The following is a 22,309-nucleotide window of genomic DNA, read 5'->3' as shown; positions in this document are numbered from 1 at the left end:
ATACGATGACCTTCCATTTTCAAGGATAATTTGTAGAATAAAGGAATTTTTTATTTCAACCCTTGCAGAAGGCTCTCGTCCTTCTCCCGCACAAGGTCGTAAGTTTCAACCAAATAATCGGGAACCAATGCACGGCCATAGTTCCATGCATTCGTTTCAATAACAGACTTCAGCTCTTCAATCTCCTTATCTTCACCGTACATAAGTGTGCGCAGGTCATGTCTATGTTTCTTAAATGTCAGGTAGTAGCCGATTTCATGATAAAGGATGATTCTCACAATGTTTTCTTCAGGTTCATTTACTTTTATTTTACTCATATATCCATTGATTTGTAGATAGTTAAAATTCACTGTATTTGTGGATACATTATAACTCATAGGTGCTGGAAGTTTATTATTGATTTCATAATTGATATCCAGTTGATGTTCAAGCAGTGTCTCCTTAATAATATCTTCAACCTGCCGTATGTAAAGCATGAAAATCACTGACCTTTCCTTTCTATTATTCTTAGTATAAGTGAAGGAAAGAAGTGAACCAAGGTACGATACGCTCATAATGAAAAAGTCCTATAATAGGACTTTGGTGGTGGGTGTGTCCAGGATTCATCCTTTTCTTCTGAAGGAGAAGAAAATTCCCTTGTTGTGGGCGCACATATCAAACGAAAATCATCTCCACACGTATAATACGGTAACTGAATCATTAAGGAGTGAAAATATGAGTTATCGAGCGTATGACTATGACTACGATCACCACCCTAAAAGTGGGTGCTGTGGAAAAAAAGATAAACAACATAAAATGAAACATTATAAAAACTGTGTAGAAGAAGTTTTAGAGGCGATCCTTTATGCGCAAAAGAAAGTGAAAAAAGATGATTGCCACACGTCCTGCCAGCAATCCATCAATGAGCTGCTGGGGGAGAAGCGTGTGAAGAAAAACACCATTCCTTTCCTTTTATATTGCGGTTGTGAACCTTTCAAAGGCACAGGAGTAGCTACTTATTCCTGTCATTCAAAAGATAAAATCAAGTGTATCCATACCCACATTTTTAAAATTAAAGAATTGAATAAAGACTGTGCGGTTCTTGAGCTTCTTGACTTTAAATCAGACTTGAAAGAAAAGCATCCGAAGCATTGTCACAGCAAGCATGGGTCCGCCTGTCATCAGCTAGACCATAAGAGCCTGAATGACCTCGTCGGAACTGGGATCTGCATCACTGTGGATTTGTCTTGTTTCTGTGCAATTACCTGTCTGCCAGCCGTTCACTTATAAAAGAACGTCCTGTTTCAAAGTGTCGAAATAACGAATGACCTTTCCTATGCATGAACCGGCAAAAAAAGAAGGTAGCTTCAGCAGCCTACCTTCTGTACATATGTGCTTACCCTCCGAAAGCTTCTAACAGCTCCTCGATTTCCTGAATGTCCATCTCCTGTGAACCCGTTGTTTTTTTGTTGGAAAGTGGTACATTTCCCTTCTGGTAAGAGCCTCCCGCCAGCAATCTTTTTATTTCCAGCAATTCAGATAAGACCCCATTTGTACCCTCTGGCTGAGAAGCAGCCGCTTTATGAAAGTAGTGGTTCAAGGCAGAGAATATCAAATGATTCAAGGTGTTATTTTCTGAATGATAGGAAATTTCCTTTTTAATTTCATCGGAGACTGCGTGGTGGTCTCCTGTTTTTATGTCAATGAAGGAATCAGGGATCGTAAGCACGGTTTCTTTAAAGTAATCGTGATATACGTTTGACATTCCTTCACCCTCTAACTATTGGTATAGGCGTAATCGTCCGCGTATTCTTTGTTTTTGCTGATCCACTGCATCTTAGCAAGAATCATCAATCCCTGGACATTCAATTGCGACATGTTTTCAGGGAACAACAAATCGATCGGACGGCCGCGCTCATTCCATTTCACGGCTGCTTCTTTTATTTGTTTTTCAGCGATTTCAGCGGCTCCGCCGACCGCAATATAACGTGAGGCACCCTTGATTTCATTGGAACGGCTTCTCACTCGGTCGAAATGTTCAAGATACTTGATGGCCATTAAACGCAGCTGTGGGGTGATGTATTTGCTAATATCTTTTCGTACTCCTGCGAATGGTTCAACATACCATTCGGACTGTCCGGCCACAAGTTTTTCTTCAAGCTCCGAACGAGAATTGAAGCTGTACATTTCATTTTTACTTACTTTTTGTATGATATGGTCGAGGAATTGGTTGATGCCGAACGGCTCACCTTCGACAGATGCCACCGGTTTATTTTTTTTGATCCCTACAAAGTCCACAGAATCTCCACCGAGGTCACCGATGAGGATGCCTTTGGAAGAATCCTTTACGAGTGAATCGTCAGAAATCATCAGCGTCTCCTGATCTCGCGTCAAAGCTAAGTAGGCAAGCGCGCCTTCCGCACCTACAATGACATCTTCAATTTGTATTTTGACAGCGACTTCCTTCGGTTCTCGTATGCCCGGCACTTTATGAAAAATGACCGTATGATTTCCAATTAAACGCTGTTTAAAGATATCTTTCTTTTCCTTGTACTGGGTCGTTGGTAACGATACCGCCAGCTGGTCGATTGTAAATTGCAGATCCCCTTCAGCTGGGTTTGTCAGTAAAGCATGATACGCAGCGGTTGCAAAAAGCAGAAGGTAGGTGCGTTCTTCGTCAACTTTTTGATTATTGAATGACGTTAAACTGACATTTTTCTGCTGCATCGCTGACTTACCAATATAAAAGATCTCTCGCCGATCCTGTATGGAAGGGCTTTTGATTTCAACGATCAAACTTTCCTCAAGATCCACATCCTCTTCATCATAAGGTTTCTCGTAAAACTCCTCATCAAACAAGGCAATTGCATTCGGCATCTGATAATCAAATGTTTCTCCTTGATCGGATACCAACGCTTTGTACCAGCTGTTTCCGACATCTACGGCAAGAAAATTGTTTCTGTTCATTTTCAACCTCCTCATTCTACAACCTATGTAGAAGTGGCCGTCCCTGTGCGAATACCCAATTTACTGTCTCGAAATCTGCAAAATTCAGATCGAGATGGAGTGCGAACCGACCGAAAGGAGGTGAGAATTGCGCCAAAAAGGGTGGAAACCATGAGCCAATGAGAGAAGATAGAACTTACAGTATAAGAAACTTTTAAGGAAAGTAGATAAAGACTGCAGGTTATCTATTAAATGGAAGACTTGTTCAAAGTTCCACGTTTATACTCCATCATCTGACCATGCTTAATAGAGTAGATTGCATAGAATACAGTGAGGTTAATATAAAGGAGGAAAATAGTGATGAAAAAAGATAATTGTCACGATCAATGTGTAAACCTTAATGCGTCAGCCTCAGTTGACAATTGCACAAACACGGAAGCGGATACTCCAGTAAACCCGGATATGAATCCTACAATCAAAGTTCCTGTAGAACTCGGAGCCTATGATGTTACGACTCACCTTGTAGCAAACATCAAGTTCGAGCACCCTGTACTGGAAATCAAAGACATTAAGAAAAGAGTGGTAATCACTCAATGTCGTTTGATGACTCGTACTTCAACAGGCAGCGATGATCTGTTCAGCGACGGAGAATTTCCGTTGTTCATCAAAGGGTACGTTCGCAAAAATATCCAATATGCAAGCCCGGTTTACGGTGCATCAGGTGATTGTGTATCATCGGATATGAAGTCATTGACGACTAAAATTCACTTTGAGTGCATGACTACTGTAGATCTTGAGGGATCCGTCCAACTTCCTGTAGCCAATACAAGAAGGGAATTTGACTTCTTCCGTGCTCAGGACTTGGGTGAAGGTTTCCCTGAAAAAGATCAACTTCTATCAAGCGATCTTTCTCAGTACCACCAGGAGAGCACACAAGCGTACAACGAGCTCCCGTACTGTGAGCTTGTCGCAAGTGACATCATCGAGTGGGATGAAGCAACAGACCGCCATTCTTACGGTCCGGTTGATGAAGGCTACTTCCACCACATGGTTGAGAAGATGATGCTCAGGTTCCGTATTAAAGTTTTGCAAAAGCAACAAGTAGAACTTTAATGGAAACGGGTAAGTATTGAAACAAAGAAAACACGGCCCCATGAAAGGGGCCGTGTTTTTCATATTTTATTCCATAGGCGTCTGATGGTTCATCCTTCATAAGCTTGTTGGCTTGAACGTATCTCAAACTCGAGATAAGAGCCCAGACATTGTCAGTTCTTCTACATACCATGGGGATATCTTTCGTTTAGGAGGCCATCGAATGTCTGATAAACATAACGATTCTTATGAGTGTGAAAAAGGGTATTGTAAGCCATGCAAGCCTCATGTGAGTATTGGCAAAATCGTCACAAAGGTGCCGGTCGTTCTCGCCGAACTTAATGTCCAGCTGAACATAAATGAAACCATCACTTTTCCAGAACCTGTTCTTGAAATCAAAGATATTAAGAAAAGAGTCGCTTTGACTCAATGTCGTTTACTCCTCCCGACAAAAAAAATATTCATTAAAGGATTCGTCCGTAAAAATATCCAATATGCAAGTCCATCGAACGAAATTGAAATGAGCACGGATACGACGGTCGCTTCAGATCTACATTCATTCACCGTTGATATTCCATTCGATACGGTCATTGAAGTCAAAGACTTCTTATCCATGCCGGTCATGCCGAAAAATAATAAGCGTGAAGAATTTGACTTTGCCGTATCTCAACCTTTACCTTCTGGATTCCCTGAAAAGGATGAACTGTTGAGCAGTGATCTTTCTCAATACCACCAGGAGAGCAGCCAATATTATAATGAGCTTCCTTATTGTGAACTTCTTTCCAGTAAGATTATCGAATGGGATGAGGCCATCGATCGTCAACCTCTTCCTGGTTCTTCACCATTCAATGAAGGGTACTTTACTCAAGTTGAAGAAAAAATGGTGCTCGACATTTGCTTGAAAGTTCTTCAAGACCAGCAAATCCGCGTAGCTTCAGCTTCCAATGATGATTGCTGAGTGACAAGTATAGGACAGAAAGGAGGGGAGAAAGGATGCTGAAGGGCAAGCACCTTTCTGAGTAATATGAAGAGAGATGAAATCAAGTTCAATCAAACGCGTTGGACGAAACGATCGTATGATACACCGCCAAAAATAACAAAGCGAGAGCGTAGAAAAGAAAATCCTTCCTATAATTTTCAATTCGAGGAAGATCTCTCAGTTTCAGAAGATCACCATGACATCTATTCTCCTTACGACTCAGGTGGAGAAATGCCTCGCCCCGTCATTTCCCCACCTTCAAAAATTTTGGATCATGATACGGAAGAACATGTATTAGCAGAGAACCGGAAACGGATGTCTTCGTTCCGGAAAGACTCCAGGTCCATCATCGAAAGTTCAGATATGAAGGAAGATTTCTTTGATGAATCATTGGATCCTCCTCATGTGGAATCTGAAAGGGGATGGAAGAACAACAACCCGTTCTTGCCAGAAATACTAGCCTTATTAAAAGAGGATCCTAGTCCAGACTGGAGTTCAATGAATGATCCTCAAGAAAAGGAAGACATTGATTTTAAAGACTACTCGATATTAACGGATATCGTTTCTTCCATGGGAGAGTCTTCGGACGATCGTCAAGGATTTAAAGACCACTACCAGGCTCAAAAAAACATCATCTTGGATAGCGAATCTTCCATGTTCTTAGAGGAAGAAAAGTTAGACGAAAAGGCAATGAAAGAAAGCACATCCGACAACCTTTTTCATGAGGTTTGCTCCATGCTGGATGAATCCAGTTCCTGGTCAGAAAAAATTGAATGGTCTTACGAGGAGGAAGAATCTTCCGCAATCTTCCCTTCTCTGGATGAAAGTCCATCTTGTATGTTGGAAGAAGAAGAACCTCTTTGTGAGCACGAGCAGGAAGTGATGGAGAGTTCCTCTTCTTTGGAATTCCTATGTGAAGAAGTGGAAGAATCGTCGAGTCCCTCGTGGAACATGACCGTAAAAGTGCCCGTCTTATTGTCTACTAAGATAGTTGACGTGAACCTTATGGAAGCGTTGAATATTCCTGATGATCTTTGTGAAATCATAGAAATACATTTATCTATTCACTCTCAGAATGAAACGGTTGTTCTGCCGTCTTCTTATGTTTTTCTCAGCGGTGTACTCATGGTGGAGGTCATTTATGACAATGGAGAATCATTGCAGCAACTCAAACAGACCATGCCATGGGAGAAGACAGTATGTGTAAATTGGAAGAGCAAGCCGCAGATCCCATTTGCAGATCGAAAGGAATATACGTTTGATCGTGACGGGACAGGAAACGTCCACTATGAGTTTGTTCAAACCTTTGCTGATCCGGTAGAAGTAGAAGCGCAGAGTGTGGATTTTATCAGTTATAGCGATGCCTCTGTAACGGATGGGAAACTCCATATTGACGGTTCCGCTCAAATTCTCTATGATTTTTTTCAGAAACAATATGTACACATATAATTCTATTAAATAAGAGATGCCCCATTAAGGAGCATCTCTTGTTTTTTTATTGACCGATGATTTTTCTGAAGCGGCTGTAAACCGTTTCTTGTTGTTGAGTTGTTGAAGCTTGAGCATCTTCTTCTCCGCCGTTATCGCCATTATCCGTTGGCGGAAGCGTTGGAGGGGTGAATTCAGGTTGCTGTTTTTGGGTCAATTTGACGACAAGATTGATGTCCATTTTTTCCGTTACTTTGTTGAAACGTCCCCAGTTATCAAAATGATGCACGATGTCCCACTGGTTCACAGCAGAAGCAAGAAGCTTACATTTGATAGGTTCGTTGTTAATTTCGAACGTCAAAGAACCAAATTCGCAACGGTTGGCACCCATGCCGCCTTTAGCAAGCTCACGGCGCTGAAGAACATTTTCTTTAATGCTGTATTCGAAACCAAATGGGTAGTCCACTGGGTTTGCAAGCTGTACTTGGTCGTACGCTTTGAATGGGATGTCGATGCTGTAGTCTTTGACATATCCATAACCGTCTTCTACGTACTGAATGTTTTTGTGTACAACTCCCTCAACAAACAATTTTACATACCCTGGGTTTCCTACGACAGGAATCGCTTTACACTGCGTCAAGGAAACGTTCTTCTCGATGTTTTTAATGGCTCTGGCATACGATGGTAGTTTGAAGTCCGCCTCGGTAAGAGACTGGATCAACACGTCACCAAGAATGACCGTTTGTTCTGTATCATCAGAAGAAAACTCTGTCGATTCAGTGAAGAGACTCCTGGATTTGGCTACATCGCTAGATAGTGGTGGACATTTTTTACCGTGTCCATATCCATTTCCACATCCTGTGTTTTTCTTCATATTGTTCACTCCTTCTATATTTTTGTCAAAAGTCTATCTTTCTTTCAGACAAGTTCCTTTTGACTCATTAATACTATATGTCTCTATGAAGGAAGGTGAATGGACGAGTGACGATAGGCTTTAAAAATAGGTGCTTTCCCTCTGAAACTATGAGATGGACGGTATGGAAATTTCGGTCTGGCACGCTTGGGGGAGTCTAATTTGGGAGGCTTGGTCATAGGGTAAAAAAGAAAAGCTTTGTCCATAACAGGGGGGATGCTATGGAGTGGAGTCTGTGGGTGATGATTATGTCCGCGTTTGCAACAAGTGTTGGGGCTCTTCCTGTATTATTCATACGTTCCATTTCCCACAGACGGATGGATAGTATTCTAGCTTATACAGCTGGGATTATGGTGGCCGCTTCGACGTATGGGTTAATCCCTGCTTCGCTTAAATTAACCAATTTATATGTACTGTGTTTTGGAGTTCTTGTGGGTGCCTTGTTATTGAACGTAATGGAATACTTGATCCCACACATCGATCTTGACCATGAACGAAGTGATGTACAACTTCCTCAGCAGGGACTTATGTTTGTTGCGGCTATGACGTTGCATAATATCCCGGAAGGTCTGTCTGTTGGAGCAAGCCTGGCGAGTGAAATTGAAAACCTTGGACTGGTTGTCGCCTTATCGATGGGCTTGCAGAATGCTCCGGAAGGCTTTCTTGTCGCCTTGTTTTTATTGAATCAGGGCGTGCGTAAATCGTTAGGGGTGGCAATGGCCTTTTTAACAGGAGCCATCGAATGCTTAGCTAGTGTGTTTGGCTTCTTTATGGTTCATATCGCCTTGTTTCTCGTTCCGTATGGTCTTGCGTTTGCTGCTGGAGCGATGTTATTCATCGTCTATAAAGAATTGATTCCGGAAACGCATGGTCATGGATATGAGAGGCTTGCTACATTTTCTTTTCTCCTCGGGCTTCTTAGTATGATTGGAGTGGTGGAGTGGTTCCGGTAGCTACTCGTCATCTTTTCCATTACACTGTTAGAAAAGGAAAAAGGAGTGGAAGAGATGTACGAAGGTATACACCACGTGTCCTTATTAGTAATGGATATTGAAAGAGCGAAGCACTTTTATGGAAATGTATTAGGATTTGAAGAAAGTCGGGATCGCCCTGACTTTGGTTTTCCTGGTGCCTGGTATCAGGTTGGTTCCACGCAGATTCATCTTATTGTACATAAGGAAGGACGAACTTTCCGTGGGACAACCGAAATTGATTCCCGGGATGGACATTTTGCAGTAAGGGTGAAGGATATGGAGGCTTTCATTCGCCGCTTGGATGAACATGGTGTGGAAATGCTGAACAAGCCTGAGAACAAAACCGAATGGCATCAGGTTTACATCAGTGATCCGGATGGAAATATTATTGAGTTTAACAAATAGGAGCGTGCATTCTATCAATAGTAGATGAATGTGAGGGGAAAGGGGAGAAGACTATGAAAAAAACGGCTCTTACGGTTTTGTTAAGTGTATCCCTTCTTGGAGGATGTGGACTGATCGATGGAGTGAATGACACTCTCTCGTACGTCAACGAAGCAACAGAATATGCCAATGAAGCCAACACGTTTGCAGAAGAAGCCCCGACACTAGCTGAGCGTGCCATAACAGATCCGCAAGCAGCCCGGGAACTGGAAACAAAACTTGAAGGTATGAAAGAAGATATCGAGGAATTCAACGAACTTGATGCCCCGGAGGTTGCTTATGATTTGCACCAACAAGTGGTCGATCAAAATAACCGAGCCCTTGAGGGAATTGATATTTACCTCGCCAATATGGAAGATGGACAGCTTGATCCGTCAGTGCTTGAAAATACAGAAGTCTTCCAGACACTCAACGAGCTTACAAGCCTTCTTGACCAAATACAACAATTCGGCGAATGATAGAGACCTTTCCTTATTATATCTGAACATACAGAACCTGCAGCCCAAATGGACAAGGGCTGTAGTTTTTTTATATTTCGGGACTTTTTTTCACCTTTGCGCGTGCGATCTAATCCGTGGGCACCTATCTACCTCCAACATGATTGAATTTGAGATCCTCTCCACCCTGCAATTTCATGAATCGTGTCATTTTTTTCCGTTTAAAATCTTTTATTACGGATATATATTCTTAAAAAATAGTTTTGTAGGGATTTGGAGGGAAGGCTATGGGACGAGAAGAAAAAAGGCTGGGTTTAATTACAGCACCAGGATATCCTAAAAAATTGGGAGAGGCTTTGGTAAAAGAACTTCCTGAGCTCCTCAGCTATTATGTAGAAGACAATTACAACTGGGAAGTGGAATATACCGTCGATGCGCTTACAGGAGTTACGGAAAATTCAGAGGATGTTCTGAAAGCGACGATGGACAGAAGTGAAAAGAAAAACTGGGATTTTGCTGTATGTCTGACAGACCTGCCATTATTCAAAGGGAAATTTCCGGTTGTAGCGGAAGCGTATGAAGATGGACATGTTGCTTTGATTAGTCTGCCGGGCCTTGGATCAACTCCTATGATTAAGAGAGTCAGAGAGTCTATTCTACAACTTGTGAATGAAATTTATTATGGCAGTTCTGACAAAGAACGCGAGCAGGCAGAACATAGAATTCGGTCGAAAGATGATGACCAGCATGAAGAATTGAGAAATAAAAGCTCAACAAGACTGATGGGGAAAAGGGGGGTTGAATGGCTTTCACCGATCCAGAGAGAAACCCCTCATGAAGAGGATTCAAACATCGATGTCCGGTTCACGGTGAAGTCCCGGATCAGTGGCGCTTTGCGGCTGTTGACTGGTATGGTTCGTGCCAATCGTCCATGGGCCATGTTTCCGGCTTTCCTGAAAGTCATCGTGTTTGCTTTTACGACAGGTGCTTATGCCCTGGTGTTCCCGACATTATGGAATCTGAGCAACAATTACGGCATATGGCGCATGTTCATGCTTTCAGTTGTATCCATAGCAGCGATGGTCGGGTGGATCATCCTTGCTCATAAACTATGGGAAAAACCGAACGACAAGAGAGCACCGTATTTACGAAAGCTGTATAACGGGGCTACAGTATTGACCCTTTTGGTTTCTGTCAGTTTGTATTATATGCTTCTGTTCTTTATTTTCTCTCTTGCGGTGGTTGCCTTCATTCCAATGGGTATGTTGAAGTCACAGTTAACGGGTGAGGTAGGGTATATCAATTATTTTTATATCGCCTGGACCGCAACGAGTGTTTCTACGATTATTGGAGCACTCGGTTCTGCACTTGAAAAAGAAGAGGTGGTTCTTTCTTCCACTTATGGCTACCGCCAGCGCCAGCGTTATGAGCAGATAAAGAAGGAGGAAGATGAGGAACAAGAAGATGGTGAAGGTGTGGAAAACGCTCAAGAATTGAAGAGAGTGAATTAGAAGAATCCCATCATCCAAATCGTTATATGAAAATTGTTTCATTTAAGTTATGGATAAGGCTCCAGCGGGTAGAAAGGGAGGAGAATCTTACATAACTTAGGAGGATTGGATGAGAAAGAAGTTGATCGACTATAAAATTTTTGTTCCATCATTGATCATAATGATTGGCATCAGCATTCCATTCGCCTTGTATGAGGCAGAATCACTGGAACTGCTGAATGCCATTTTTGATTCCATCGTGAATAACTTCAGTTGGGGTTATCTTTGGTATGGTGTCATTTTAGTGGCAGCCGGGTTGTATTTATCTTTTTCTAAATATGGACAGGTGGTTCTTGGTGATCCCAAAGAAAAGCCACGTTTTACATTATTTGAATATGCCTCCATCTTAATTGCGATGGGCGTCGGTTCGACCATCATGCGGACAGGGATGCTGCAATGGACTTCTGTAGCTAACGATCCACCTGCCGGGGTGGAAGCAGGATCCGCTGAAGCATTGCTGTGGGGGAATGCTTACAGTATGTTTTTATGGGGGTTCCAAGTATTCGCCATTTTCGTCATGATAGCTCCTGCCATGGGGTACATTCTTCATGTCCGCAAGCGACCGTTGATGAGAATTTCAGAAGCGTGCCGGGTGCTGTTCGGTGATAAGTTTACAGACGGCATCGGAGGCCGAATGCTGGATGTTCTGTTCTTAATCAGTATTCTTGCAGGTGCATCTGTAACGTTAGGTCTTGGAGCACCGATAATAACGCAGAATTTATCTCACTTGTTTGGAATTGAAGTGAACTTCACCCTGACGATTACCGTTACAATCATTTGGGTGCTTTTATTCTCGTTAAGTGCCTATCTCGGCATCGAGCGGGGAATCAAGAGATTGAGTACGTGGAACATGTGTATTGCAGGTTTCTTTGCTGTGTTTATTTTAATTGGCGGACCTGGTGTGTTCATCCTCAATTACTTCTCGGACAGCGTATCGTTCTTATTATCCAATTATTTGAATATGTCACTGAATACAGACTCCGTTCATCAGGGAGAAGCTTCGCATGTTCAGAGTAATACCGTTTTCTGGTACGCCTACAGTGCGACTTGGGCGATGCTGCACAGTGTGTTTGCTGCAAAGATCTCAAGGGGGCGGACAATCAAGGAAATGATTTTGACATATTTGCTCGCACCTACACTGATTTCCTGGATAGCGACAGGGGTACTCGGTGGACTGGGTGTCCACCGCTATCTCTCTGGAGATCTTTCCGTTTTGAATCTGGTTAAAGAAAATGATCGAATGGCTGCGATTCCTGATATTCTTTCTACTCTTCCATTCGGTGAAGTGGCTATCATTATTTTCATGATTGTCGCTCTCATTTTCCTGACGACAACACTGGATTCGACCACCTACACCGTCGCCGCCTACACAAGTACAAGGGACATGAGTAAATTTGAACCACCGAAGATATTAAGGATTATCATTGCCGCAATTATTACTGGGTTTGCTCTTGTTCTGATGAGGATCGGTGGGTTGGCACCGCTGGAGGTCATTTCTGGATTAATGGGTCTACCAGTCATCATCATTCAATTCATCCTCATTTACGCTGCGAAGCGCATGATCGATGAAGATCGTGCATGGAGCCATAATATAAGGTAAACCGTACCCCTCTTCATAATGTTATGAGGAGGGGGTTTTATATGTGGTGTGGCTTTCTGTTCATTTAGTCAGGAATGTACTATGATGAAAATAGGTTATTTTTGTCTATATATGTAAAGGGGAGAGGTAAATATGAAGTGGTGGCGGTTCATGTTTGTTGGAATTGGGTTGATTTTACTAGTATCCTGCTCGGAACAGCCGAAGCCGGGAGATGCTTTCCATTCCTATATGGATCACTGGGAGAATGGAGAATATGGGAAAATGTATGAGGCTCTCAGTGAGAATTCCAAGCAACTCTTGAGTAAAGAGGAGTTTGTCGATCGATATACAACGATTTATGAAGGAATTGACATGGCAAACCTCTCGCTTACATACGAACTTCCAGATGAAGAACAGGAGTATGAAACAGAAGATACACCTTCCTTTGAATTTGAAGGGGCGTTGGATTCATTGGGAGGATCGATTAAATTTTCTCACGCGGCCACGCTCGTCTATGAAGAAGGAGAGGAGAGTGACCAATGGGCTGTGCAGTGGAACTCTTCGATGATCTTTCCTCAAATGGAAGAGGGAGACGAGGTAAGAGCATGGACATTGGATCCGGAACGTGGTGAAATTTTTGATGCAAATGGAAGTCCGCTGGCTGTAAATGGAGGTGTTCTTGAGGTTGGTCTCGTACCGGATTGGATGGAAGAACACACGGAAGAGGAAACAGAGACGCTGAAAAAAGCGGTCGCTGAGATTTTGGATACAACTGTAGAGGACATCGATCAGCAGTTGAATCAATCCTGGGTTACGGCAGATACATTCGTACCTGTGGGAGCTGTAGCTGAAAATGATCAAGAGACGATCGAGGCACTTAAGGATGATGACCTGCCCAGTGGAGTTACATTCCAAGCTGATCAAGAAGCGAGGAGCTATCCTTTAGGAGAAGCGGCTGCTCACTTAATTGGATATGTAGGGCCGATTCAAGCAGATGAACTTGAAGAGCTGGAAGGTGAAGGCTATACAGCTGCAGATCAACTAGGGAAAACGGGGCTTGAAAGTGTTCTTGAAGATCAATTGAGGGGGGAGGAAGGTGGAAAGGTCGTTATACAGACAGACGCGGAAGAAACGAAAGAGGTCTTAGCTGAAACAGCGGCGAAGGACGGAAAAGATTTTAACCTGACGATATCATCGGAAGTGCAGGAATCCCTTCACAAACAATTGTCAGGAGAATCAGGGGCAGCTTCTGCAGTAAATCCGATGACAGGTGATGTCCTTGCTCTTGTCAGTGCTCCTGCATATGATCCAAATGCGATTTTACTAGGTCGCGACGAAAAGTCGACCTTGAACAAATTCAACCGCACCTATTCACCCGGATCGACATTCAAGCCGATCACCGCATCCGTAGGTCTGGAACAAGGGATCATTACACCAGAAGAAGAACTCTCCATTAAAGGAACGACGTTTGAGCAGAACGGATACACAGTAACAAGGGTGCCAGGGGCAGCCGAAGATGAACAAGTGAATTTAAGAGACGCGCTTGTGCGTTCAGATAACATTTATTTTGCCCGCAAGATCCTCGAAATCGGTGGGGAAACCTTCCTTCAGGAGGCACGTGAATTCGGCTTTGGTGAAGAGCTTCCATTGAGTTTTCCAATTGAAAATTCTCAGCTGTTGAATGGAGAGCAATTCGACAGGGACGCATTACTCGGTGACACCGGTTTTGGTCAAGGGGAAGTCCAAATGAGCAGTCTTCACTTAGCGCTTACTTACACGCCTTTCGTGACCGGTGGGGACGTTATGAAACCAAGGTTGGTCGCTTCTGAAGAAGAGGGGAAGATCTGGCATGAGAACGTGATGAGTGAAGAAACAGCTTCGATCATAAGGGAAGATTTGAAAGCTGTTGTGGAGGATCCGGCAGGGACAGCTCATGAGGCTGTCATGCAAGGGATGACTCTTGCTGGGAAAACAGGAACGGCCGAATTAAAACAATCCCAGGAGGAGGATGGACAGGAGAATGGATGGTTCATTGCGTGGGATACGGAAAGTCAGGATCTTATGGTTTCGATGATGATTGAAGATGCTGAGGGTGGAAGTCACTATGTTGTGCCGAAAGTGAAGAATATTTTCGAAGAGTTGCAATAAAACAAAAGGTTCTTCCCTTTTCGGGAAGAACCTTTTGTCATTTGTCTATACCTTTTTGATCTGTTCTTAACGGTGTTGGATGTTCACTTCAACGGGGTGAATATCTAAGTAGACATTCAAGAAAGAGTAGTCATCCTTGTTACCATCTTTGTAGCCCCAGAATCCTTCAGTGTCATCTCCTTCTCTGAAGGTCAGTTCGAAACCTTTTCCTTTATTAAAGCTGTAGCTTTTAACCTCTGTTTCGCGAACGTTATCCAATAAAGCATAAGATAAATATTTGTTTAAATCTGCATGTGGAGTTAACACACCTGAGTTTGGAGCGGCTTCATAATCGAAATACTCATAGTCTTTGGTCGACACTTTATGGTCACTGATCAAGAATTCTTTCGTATCGAGGTTCAGTTGATCGCCGGAAGTAAGCCATGATAGACCGATCCCCTCGTAACCTTTCCAATCATCGTCTTCTTTTTGTTCATCCATATCGATGACAGAAACCCCTGCACGACCGACCACGCTTAAATTTTTTTCTTTGTTGTCCAGAATTAGAGCGGTATCTTCGTCAATGCCATAGGAAAATTCATCGTTGGCCCCATGAGCAGCGTCTGTCGCAATCAATCGACCTATTCGTGCTTTATTATCAAAATGCTGGTCGATGATCCCGTAGGGGAAGAAGCCCAGACCTTTTTCAAGATACGCAGGGCCGCCTTCCTGCTGAGACATGCTGTCATAGGTTTTTGTGAATCCTTTGCTTAATGTATCAAAGCTTCCACCGCCAGCAATCATCACATCGCTCATAATCGCAGCGCCTGCACTGGTTCCTCCTAATACAGCGCCTTCCTCGTAAATCGTCCATAGACTATCCAGAACTTTAGACTGTGATCCATCCTTATTCAGCAGGGAATCTGTAATATCCGTCTGATCGCCACCAACAAACCATATGGCGTCATAGCTTTCTACTTGTTCTGCTAAACCTTCATCATTTCTGTTCTTTAACCACTGACTCTCATCCTCTTTCGTATTCTTAAAATCATGATTCGATAGAGGGAGGATGTCTACCTTTTCTGAATCAACTCCATAGGATATTAAATCTTCCTTGAATTGGTTGGAACTTTTCAGACTTGAACTTGCAGCAGGGATGATTCCATACTTTCCATCCTCTCCAGCTCTTGCGATGAACGCTTCGTACACATCTTCGTTTGAGCTTCCCAGGGCACCACCTGCCATGATAAGCGATCCTTGGGTATCGGGGTTAAAGGAATAGTCAGGCATAATGAAAGAGGACGACTGGTAATCGTTAAAAAGGTCTGTATTGTCTTTGAACTGTACGTTAACAGGGGTTACATTCATTGTGACATGTGTAATAGAGTAGGAATCTTTTTGCCCGTCCTCATATCCCCAATATCCTTTCGTATCAGTCGTCTGTTTAAAAGTCAGTTCATACCCTTCCCCTGTACTGTCATAAAGGTAACTCTTTACTTTTTCAGCTGCAGCGTTATCTACAAGAGAGTAGGAAAGATAATTTGGTAATGTACCATAGGAAGTCAGCACACCCGTAGCAGGGAGAGGTTCAAAGTTGAAATACTCATAGCCTGTTGTTTCGAGGCTGCGTGCTTCATCTATATGAAAACTTTTATCTTGTACGTTCACTTGATCTCCTGCTGCCAGGTAGCTTAAACCCAATCCGTTTATGGACCCTCCGTCAACAGAAGCATGGGAAACATCAAGGACTGTAACGGTACTTCTGCCAATCACTTCAATGGTTTGTTGTTCATTGGATACAACCATTGCCGTGTCTTCGTCAATTCCATAAGCAAAGTTCCCTTGGTCTTCATACTTCAGTGCAGTGGCAGCTAACCTGCCAAGCCTTGATCGTTCGTTAAAATGTTGGTCAACAATCCCCCATTGAAAGAAACCGAGACCTTGTTCAATGAAAACAGGCGAAGATTCTTCATCAGGGTTTGAAATATCTTCATAAATGAATGATTGATTGAATCCACCAAGACTATCTCCCCCTGTGATCATGACGTCACTCATGATCGCTGCTCCTGCGCTTGTCCCGCCAAGAACGGCTCCGTCTTTGTAGATTTCCCATATAGCGTCAAGGGCTTTTGTGTTCTTTCCGTTCGGTTTGAGAAGGGTGTCTGTGATCTTTAATTGATCTCCCCCAACAAACCAAATGCCTGTAAGCTCCTTAATTTGATTGGTCACTTTATTTTTTTGTGCGTTGCTTTTCCATTTTCGTTCATTCGCTTCCGTTTCTTTAAAGTCATGATTTGATAATTCGAGAATTTCCACATCTGATGGATCCAGTCCAAAGGTGATCATGTCTTCTTTGAATTGTTCCGAGGACCTCAAGGAACCTGAAGCGGCGGGGACGATACCAATCCGGGCTTTTTCTGCTCCCCCGGCAAGATTGATGAACTTCTTATACACTTCACGGTTGCTTGAGCCAAGAGCTCCTCCTACAATGACCAGGCTCCCTTTAATCCCCTCTTTTTCACTTTTTACCGCTGAGACAGAAGGAACGAAAGACGAAAAAGTCATAATCGTCACGAACACTATGAATAGCCATTTTCGATTGTACATCGTGCATGCTCCTTTCTAATTTTTCATTTCAATAATTAATAAGCAATTATCATGCCAAAAAGAGGAGGCGCTGAGCATAAGGAGTATGTGATTTATTGGGTATTAATGGGTGTTCAAGAACAGTTGAAAAAGCACCAATTATTCTCCGGTAAATAGGTGTGGACAATTCTTCTAAGCGAAGGTTATTTCTGCGTAAGTATTTCGAAAATTCTAATTAAAAATCTCTCAATAGGGTATGGTAGAATACTAGGACTTATGCCGAGCGGTGGCGTATGTTGTAATAATCTGTTAGTTTTAGAGAGAGTGAGTTCATGGTATCTTTGGAACTAGATAAGGATGTGAAAGTTAGTGGATGAGTTAGCGTACCTGATGATCTTCTTTGTTTTTGTGCTTGTTGTAGGTCTTTGGGAAAAATATAAGCTTGATCGCCGATTGAAAAAAATTCCTACAAGGATTCTTGTAAATGGAATCCGGGGTAAGTCGACGGTCACTCGTCTTGTTATGGGAATTCTGAAACAGGACGGGCGGAAAGTGGTTGGAAAAACGACAGGGACGTCAGCACGGATGTTTTATTGGGATAAGGATGAGGAAGAACCGATTGTCCGTGGTCTGCAAGGTCCGAATATTAATGAACAAATGAAAATTACGGAACAAGTGGTGAAGCGGCGAGCGGATGCTTTTGTCAGTGAATGTATGGCTGTAAACCCTGAATATCAGAAGGTCTTCCAGGAGCGCCTGGTGAAGGCGAATATTACCATTATCGCCAATGTCATTGAAGACCATATGGATGTGATGGGTCCGACCCTTGATGATATTGCGGAAGCTTTCAGTTCGACCATTCCGGAAAACGGCTATGTCATCATACCGGAAACGCCATATCAGAAGTATTTTGAGAAAGTCGCGCGCCGGAAGAATTCGAAAGTCGTCGTTGCGGATGAAAGCTGGATTGATGAAGCGTACTTACAAAAGTTCCCGTTCATGATTTTCCCTCAAAATGCGGCTCTTGCGATGGCGGTTGCAGAAATTTTGGATATCGATCGTGAAGTTGCGCTCGAAGGCATGCTGCAGGCACCTGTCGATCCAGGAGCGATGCGTGTCCACCGTTTCGGTAAGGAGGAAGCGCCTAAGTACTTCTTTAACGGTTTCGCTGCGAATGATACGACATCAACGTTGAACATTTGGGAAAGAATTCAACAGTTGGATTACCCGGATCAGGAGCGTACGGTCGTTATGAGCTGCCGAAGCGACCGGGTAGAGCGGACGATCGACTTTGCAGAAAATGTCCTGCCCCATATCGAAATGGAGCGGTTAATTGTCATGGGAGAAAGTGTGTGGCCGATTACCAAAGCCTATGAGGAAGGGGAAATCAGGCCTCTCAATCTTATAAACTTGGAAAAAGCATCGACGGAGGTTATTGTCGATCATCTGAAAGAGCTTCCGGATGATAGTGTCATTTACGGAATTGGAAACATCGTCGGAGCTGGTGAGAAAGTGGCGGCGGCTGTCGAGGAGCTTGAATTCCGTCCTTCTTCCCGAGAAGAAACAGGCTGGGATGTCATAGAAGAGTCGGAAACGAGCCGATCTTTTTCTCGAAAGGTTCTGCAGACGAACAAATAATGGTAGGGAGTTGGAGTCCACGTGTTCGGTACTGATTTATATATCGCGATTGTCATTGGTGTTTTATTAAGTTTGTTGTATGCAGAGAAAACAGGAATTGTGCCCGCGGGTCTGGTTGTCCCGGGCTACATAGCTTTGATATTCGATCAAGTGATGTACGTATTAGCTGTTGGATTGATCAGCTTGGTTACATACTTACTCGTTTCTCAAGTTCTCTCAAGGTTTACGGTTCTTTACGGTCGTCGTAAATTTGCTGCGATGTTGACCGTCGGGGTTTTGATGAAGATGTCGATGGATTATTTATATCCCCTCACCCCATTTCCTGTCATGGAATTAAGGGGAATCGGAGTCATTGTCCCTGGATTGATCGCAAACTCGATACAAAAGCAGGGAGTGCTGCCTACATTTAGTGCCACTTTCCTTATTGCGTTCGCAACTTTTGTATTGATTTCGGCGTACCATTTGATTTAGAGGAGATTTTTCAATGGAAGAAAAAGATCTTAAATATAAGATGAAAGTATGGACCAAGAAGCATAAGAAAAAGGCGCCTTTCCACTCCATGGTTCTCGCAGCCCTATTGGCTGTGCCTTTTTTCGGTCATCAATGGATCGATAAGCCGGAGATGCCGCAAGATACACGCCCGGATGATGTAGAGTTCAGAATTTCGATGGTCGGGGATATGATGCTTGGGCGTCACGTCCGTGATGCCGCGGTGAGAAGTGGAGAACCGATTGGCCGTGTGTTTGATTATGTGACTCCATACTTTGAAGAGTCTGATTATGTCACAGGGAATTTTGAAAACCCGGTCATTGATGCAGATAATCCTGAAGTTGAGGCCGTCATGGAAGATTTTGAACTACGTAATAAAGACATCCACCTGTATGCAGACAAAGGTGCTGAAGAGGCGCTGGTGGATGCTGGCTTCGATTCTGTCAATCTAGCAAACAACCATATGATGGACTATGGGAATCTTTCATTAGAAGAAACCCTGAAACATATGGAAGGTCTCGATCTTGATCTGCTGGGAATCGGCCGGGCCCTGGACCCTGCAGAAGGAATGTTTGAGGAAGAGGAAACATTGACGGATGCAGGTGAAATTCATTATTTCGATGCGGACGGAAGAAATGTCGCGATTCTAGGATTCACGGATGTATTCGTACAAGGTTACAGTGCCAGTGAATACGTCGGCGGGGTTTTGACGAATGCTGGTCTCGGTGTTTTGCAAAGTCGTATTCGTGAAGCGAAAGAACAGGCAGACATCGTTATGGTCCATACGCACTGGGGAGATGAATACCAGGTCGGTTCAAATGATACGCAGGAAACGCTAGCGTATTTGATGACCGATATGGGTGCGGATGTCATCATCGGCCACCACTCTCACGTGCTTGAGCCCATCACTCGTGTACATATCGAGAGAGATCCGGATGACCCACAGAGTGAAGATAAGACGTCGATCGTCATGAACAGTCTCGGGAATTTCGTCTTTGACCAGGGATGGTCGCGTACGAAAGACTCCACACTTGCTCAACTCGACTTTTTACAAAACGGGGGGGCGGAACTTTCCTTCGTCCCAATGCAAATATCCGATACGAGACCGAGAGAAACAGATGGAATTTTGAAGCCATTCCGTGATTACCGTATTTTCCGCACGCTCAGGAAAGAACTGGACGATGAACTATGGCGGATGGAAGACGGCAGACTTGTGATCGATTTGAAAAAAGCTGGCGTCATTGAAGGATAGGAGGTCCACAGGTTTGAATGATTTGAAAGTGACCTATATACTAGCCGGCATCATCTTTGTCGGCTTAGTTGGATGGAATGTTTATTTTGAAGAAGAGTTTGACCAGTTCCGTGAACCTTACGAAGTCCAAGGTCGTGAGGAGACGGTTGAAGTGGATACTTCTTCAGGGGAAGAAGCTTTTGTGTATGGCGTCAGTGCTGTACATCCCCTTGCTGTAGAAGCAGGGATGAAGGTGTTAAACGATGGAGGGAATGCTGCCGAAGCAGCCATTGCTGTTTCCTTTGTACTGAATGTCGTTGAACCTTATGGCTCCGGGATTGGCGGGGGTGGACAAATGATTGTCCACGAACCGGATGAAGGAGCCATCACGTATGATTACCGCGAAGCGGCTCCTGTCAGCGGGGCGCGCCCACAACGTGGGATTGCTGTGCCTGGCTTTGTGAAAGGGATGGGCGAGGTTTACGAAGATTACGGAGACAAAATGGAGTGGAATGAGCTGCTGGAAGATGCCGTTACTCACAGTGAAGAAGGCATTAAAGTCGGGCGGATCTTCAATGAGCAGCTTCAGAACTCCAGGCGTTTCATTCAATCAGGGAATGAAGATCCGGCCATTTACAACATGTTTTACCCTGAAGACCGGCCGTTACAGATCAATGATACTCTTGTGCAGGCAGAACTTGCGGAAACATTAAAAACACTGCAGCAGCAAGGGGCAGAATCTTTTTATGAAGGGGAGATTGCTGACTCATTAACAAGCCAGCTCGGTTTCCAACCGGGCGACCTTGGAGCTTATGAAGTCGGTAAGCGCCCTGCACCTAAAGGGGAGTTCAAGGGACAGACTTTGTATGCCGGATCCTCTCCGACATCTGGGATCATTGTGATCCAGGCATTGAAGATGCTGGAACAGTTGGAAGTGAACCTGGATGAAGTGCTGGAAGAGGAATATGCCCTGCCTGGTGGCGGATGGCCAGCGTTCCTTGATGGCAACCTTCCTGAGAATATGGAACAGATTGTCAATGACCAACAATATGAAGATATCTATATCCACCTTGTGAATAAGATCGTCGACAAAGTCTACACCGACAGGGTCTACACCCTGGGCGACCCTGAGTTTGAAGAAGTCGAGCAGGAGAAATTGACCTCAACGGAATATACAAACCAGTTGTTTGAAGAGGAATTCTCTGTCGGTGGTGAGGCACTGACAAGCTCTGCGGACTTGTATACCGCACCAGGTGAAAAAGCGGATCACCGTAATACAACACATTTTGTGGTTGTTGATAAGGACGGGATGATGGTTTCCGCGACGAACTCACTCGGTAAATTCTTCGGTTCAGGACTGTACGTGGATGGGTTCTTCTTAAATCATCAAATGAACAACTTTGATACTGCCGAAGATTCGATGAACGCTTATGAACCAGGCAAACGCCCTCGTTCGTTCGTCTCACCGATGATCTTCGCAAGAGACGGAAAAGCAGTCCTCGGCATCGGTTCTCCTGGTGGGAAAAGAATCCCGGCCATGCTGATCCAAACCTTGATCCAATACGAATATGGGCGGAATGAAGACACTGGTGAACAGCTGACGTTGCAGCAGGCAATCAGCCGCAGTCGTTTTTATACAGAAGATAACGTCGTCCATGTTGAGAATTTGATTGAGCAGCAGCCGATCGCCCGCTTAAGGGATCTGAAAGGCTACTCTGTCATTGAGCATGATTCTCCTGTTTTCTATGGCGGTATCCAGGGACTTGGGATACGCACGAATGGGGATGTCCTCCAAATGTACGGAGGCGGAGATCCTAGACGTTTAGGAACATGGCAGATTGGGAACCAGGATGGTATGGATGATGTGAGTACAGCACAATAGATGAAAAAGGCCTCTCCTTAAATGGAGGGGCCTTT

The 22,309-nt window shown here is 43.9% G+C and carries 19 protein-coding genes; 14 read left to right on the top strand and 5 right to left on the bottom strand.

Annotated elements, in window-relative coordinates; genetic code table 11:
- Positions 1–50: 50 nt before the first annotated feature.
- Entirely contained in the window at positions 51–476 is a 426-nt protein-coding gene (locus ACQ4XT_RS02315) for a hypothetical protein (RefSeq protein WP_446852338.1), read from the bottom strand.
- Positions 477–714: 238 nt separating this feature from the next.
- Here ACQ4XT_RS02315 and ACQ4XT_RS02310 point away from each other — a divergent pair, with 238 nt between their 5' ends.
- Complete coding sequence (locus ACQ4XT_RS02310) at positions 715–1,269, top strand: CotY/CotZ family spore coat protein (RefSeq protein ID WP_446852337.1); 555 nt, start codon at positions 715–717, stop codon at positions 1,267–1,269.
- Positions 1,270–1,375: 106 nt separating this feature from the next.
- Here ACQ4XT_RS02310 and ACQ4XT_RS02305 read toward each other — a convergent pair whose 3' ends face one another.
- Positions 1,376–1,744, bottom strand: coding sequence for a dehydrogenase (locus ACQ4XT_RS02305; RefSeq protein WP_446852336.1), 369 nt, complete (start codon positions 1,742–1,744; stop codon positions 1,376–1,378).
- Positions 1,745–1,755: 11 nt separating this feature from the next.
- On the bottom strand, positions 1,756–2,946 hold the full coding sequence (locus ACQ4XT_RS02300) for a ParM/StbA family protein (RefSeq protein WP_446852335.1): 1,191 nt from the start codon (positions 2,944–2,946) through the stop codon (positions 1,756–1,758).
- A 339-nt stretch (positions 2,947–3,285) separates the two neighbouring features.
- Here ACQ4XT_RS02300 and ACQ4XT_RS02295 point away from each other — a divergent pair, with 339 nt between their 5' ends.
- From ACQ4XT_RS02295 to ACQ4XT_RS02285, 3 genes are all read left to right on the top strand, one after another.
- Positions 3,286–4,038, top strand: a complete 753-nt coding sequence (locus tag ACQ4XT_RS02295) for a CsxC family protein (protein ID WP_446852334.1) — start codon at positions 3,286–3,288, stop codon at positions 4,036–4,038.
- 202 nt (positions 4,039–4,240) lie between these two features.
- Positions 4,241–4,975, top strand: a complete 735-nt coding sequence (locus tag ACQ4XT_RS02290) for a CsxC family protein (protein ID WP_446852333.1) — start codon at positions 4,241–4,243, stop codon at positions 4,973–4,975.
- Positions 4,976–5,041: 66 nt separating this feature from the next.
- Positions 5,042–6,445 carry a hypothetical protein gene (locus ACQ4XT_RS02285; protein WP_446852332.1) on the top strand — a complete coding sequence of 468 codons (1,404 nt, stop codon included), beginning with the start codon at positions 5,042–5,044 and terminating at the stop codon, positions 6,443–6,445.
- Between the two features lie 46 nt (positions 6,446–6,491).
- On the opposite strand, the gene ACQ4XT_RS02280 is transcribed toward ACQ4XT_RS02285, so the two are convergent.
- The gene (locus tag ACQ4XT_RS02280; protein WP_446852331.1) at positions 6,492–7,298 is read right to left on the bottom strand and encodes a CsxC family protein; all 807 of its coding nucleotides are present in this window, start codon (positions 7,296–7,298) and stop codon (positions 6,492–6,494) included.
- A 260-nt stretch (positions 7,299–7,558) separates the two neighbouring features.
- Between ACQ4XT_RS02280 and ACQ4XT_RS02275 the strand changes: the two genes are divergently transcribed.
- The 6 genes from ACQ4XT_RS02275 to ACQ4XT_RS02250 all read left to right on the top strand — a co-directional run bounded on the left by ACQ4XT_RS02275 (position 7,559) and on the right by ACQ4XT_RS02250 (position 14,469).
- Positions 7,559–8,290, top strand: a complete 732-nt coding sequence (locus ACQ4XT_RS02275; protein ID WP_446852330.1) for a ZIP family metal transporter — start codon at positions 7,559–7,561, stop codon at positions 8,288–8,290.
- A 54-nt stretch (positions 8,291–8,344) separates the two neighbouring features.
- On the top strand, positions 8,345–8,716 hold the full coding sequence (locus ACQ4XT_RS02270; RefSeq protein WP_446852329.1) for a VOC family protein: 372 nt from the start codon (positions 8,345–8,347) through the stop codon (positions 8,714–8,716).
- A gap of 53 nt (positions 8,717–8,769) precedes the next feature.
- Entirely contained in the window at positions 8,770–9,213 is a 444-nt protein-coding gene (locus ACQ4XT_RS02265) for a DUF6376 family protein (protein WP_446852328.1), read from the top strand.
- 266 nt (positions 9,214–9,479) lie between these two features.
- A complete protein-coding gene (locus tag ACQ4XT_RS02260; protein ID WP_446852327.1) occupies positions 9,480–10,703 on the top strand; it encodes an MFS transporter in 1,224 nt (407 codons plus the stop codon).
- A gap of 109 nt (positions 10,704–10,812) precedes the next feature.
- Entirely contained in the window at positions 10,813–12,342 is a 1,530-nt protein-coding gene (locus tag ACQ4XT_RS02255; RefSeq protein WP_446852326.1) for a BCCT family transporter, read from the top strand.
- Between the two features lie 132 nt (positions 12,343–12,474).
- Positions 12,475–14,469, top strand: coding sequence for a penicillin-binding transpeptidase domain-containing protein (locus tag ACQ4XT_RS02250; protein ID WP_446852325.1), 1,995 nt, complete (start codon positions 12,475–12,477; stop codon positions 14,467–14,469).
- 66 nt (positions 14,470–14,535) lie between these two features.
- Here ACQ4XT_RS02250 and ACQ4XT_RS02245 read toward each other — a convergent pair whose 3' ends face one another.
- Positions 14,536–17,055: a cyanophycinase gene (locus ACQ4XT_RS02245; RefSeq protein WP_446852324.1), complete on the bottom strand. Its 2,520-nt coding sequence runs from the start codon at positions 17,053–17,055 to the stop codon at positions 14,536–14,538.
- A gap of 369 nt (positions 17,056–17,424) precedes the next feature.
- Between ACQ4XT_RS02245 and pgsB the strand changes: the two genes are divergently transcribed.
- From pgsB to ACQ4XT_RS02225, 4 genes are read left to right on the top strand one after another with little or no spacing between them, the layout of a single operon-like run.
- Positions 17,425–18,672, top strand: coding sequence for a poly-gamma-glutamate synthase PgsB (pgsB, locus tag ACQ4XT_RS02240; protein ID WP_446855555.1), 1,248 nt, complete (start codon positions 17,425–17,427; stop codon positions 18,670–18,672).
- Positions 18,673–18,693: 21 nt separating this feature from the next.
- Positions 18,694–19,143, top strand: a complete 450-nt coding sequence (pgsC, locus tag ACQ4XT_RS02235; protein WP_446852323.1) for a poly-gamma-glutamate biosynthesis protein PgsC — start codon at positions 18,694–18,696, stop codon at positions 19,141–19,143.
- A gap of 13 nt (positions 19,144–19,156) precedes the next feature.
- The gene (locus ACQ4XT_RS02230; RefSeq protein WP_446852322.1) at positions 19,157–20,413 is read left to right on the top strand and encodes a CapA family protein; all 1,257 of its coding nucleotides are present in this window, start codon (positions 19,157–19,159) and stop codon (positions 20,411–20,413) included.
- A 13-nt stretch (positions 20,414–20,426) separates the two neighbouring features.
- Positions 20,427–22,274 (top strand): gamma-glutamyltransferase family protein, encoded by a 1,848-nt coding sequence (locus ACQ4XT_RS02225; protein WP_446852321.1) that lies wholly within the window; start codon positions 20,427–20,429, stop codon positions 22,272–22,274.
- Positions 22,275–22,309 lie beyond the last annotated feature (35 nt).

This window comes from Halobacillus sp. 12SKB (assembly GCF_052941655.1).
The sequence above is the reverse complement of the archived record's forward strand: the minus strand, read 5'-3'. Positions and strand labels throughout refer to the sequence as shown.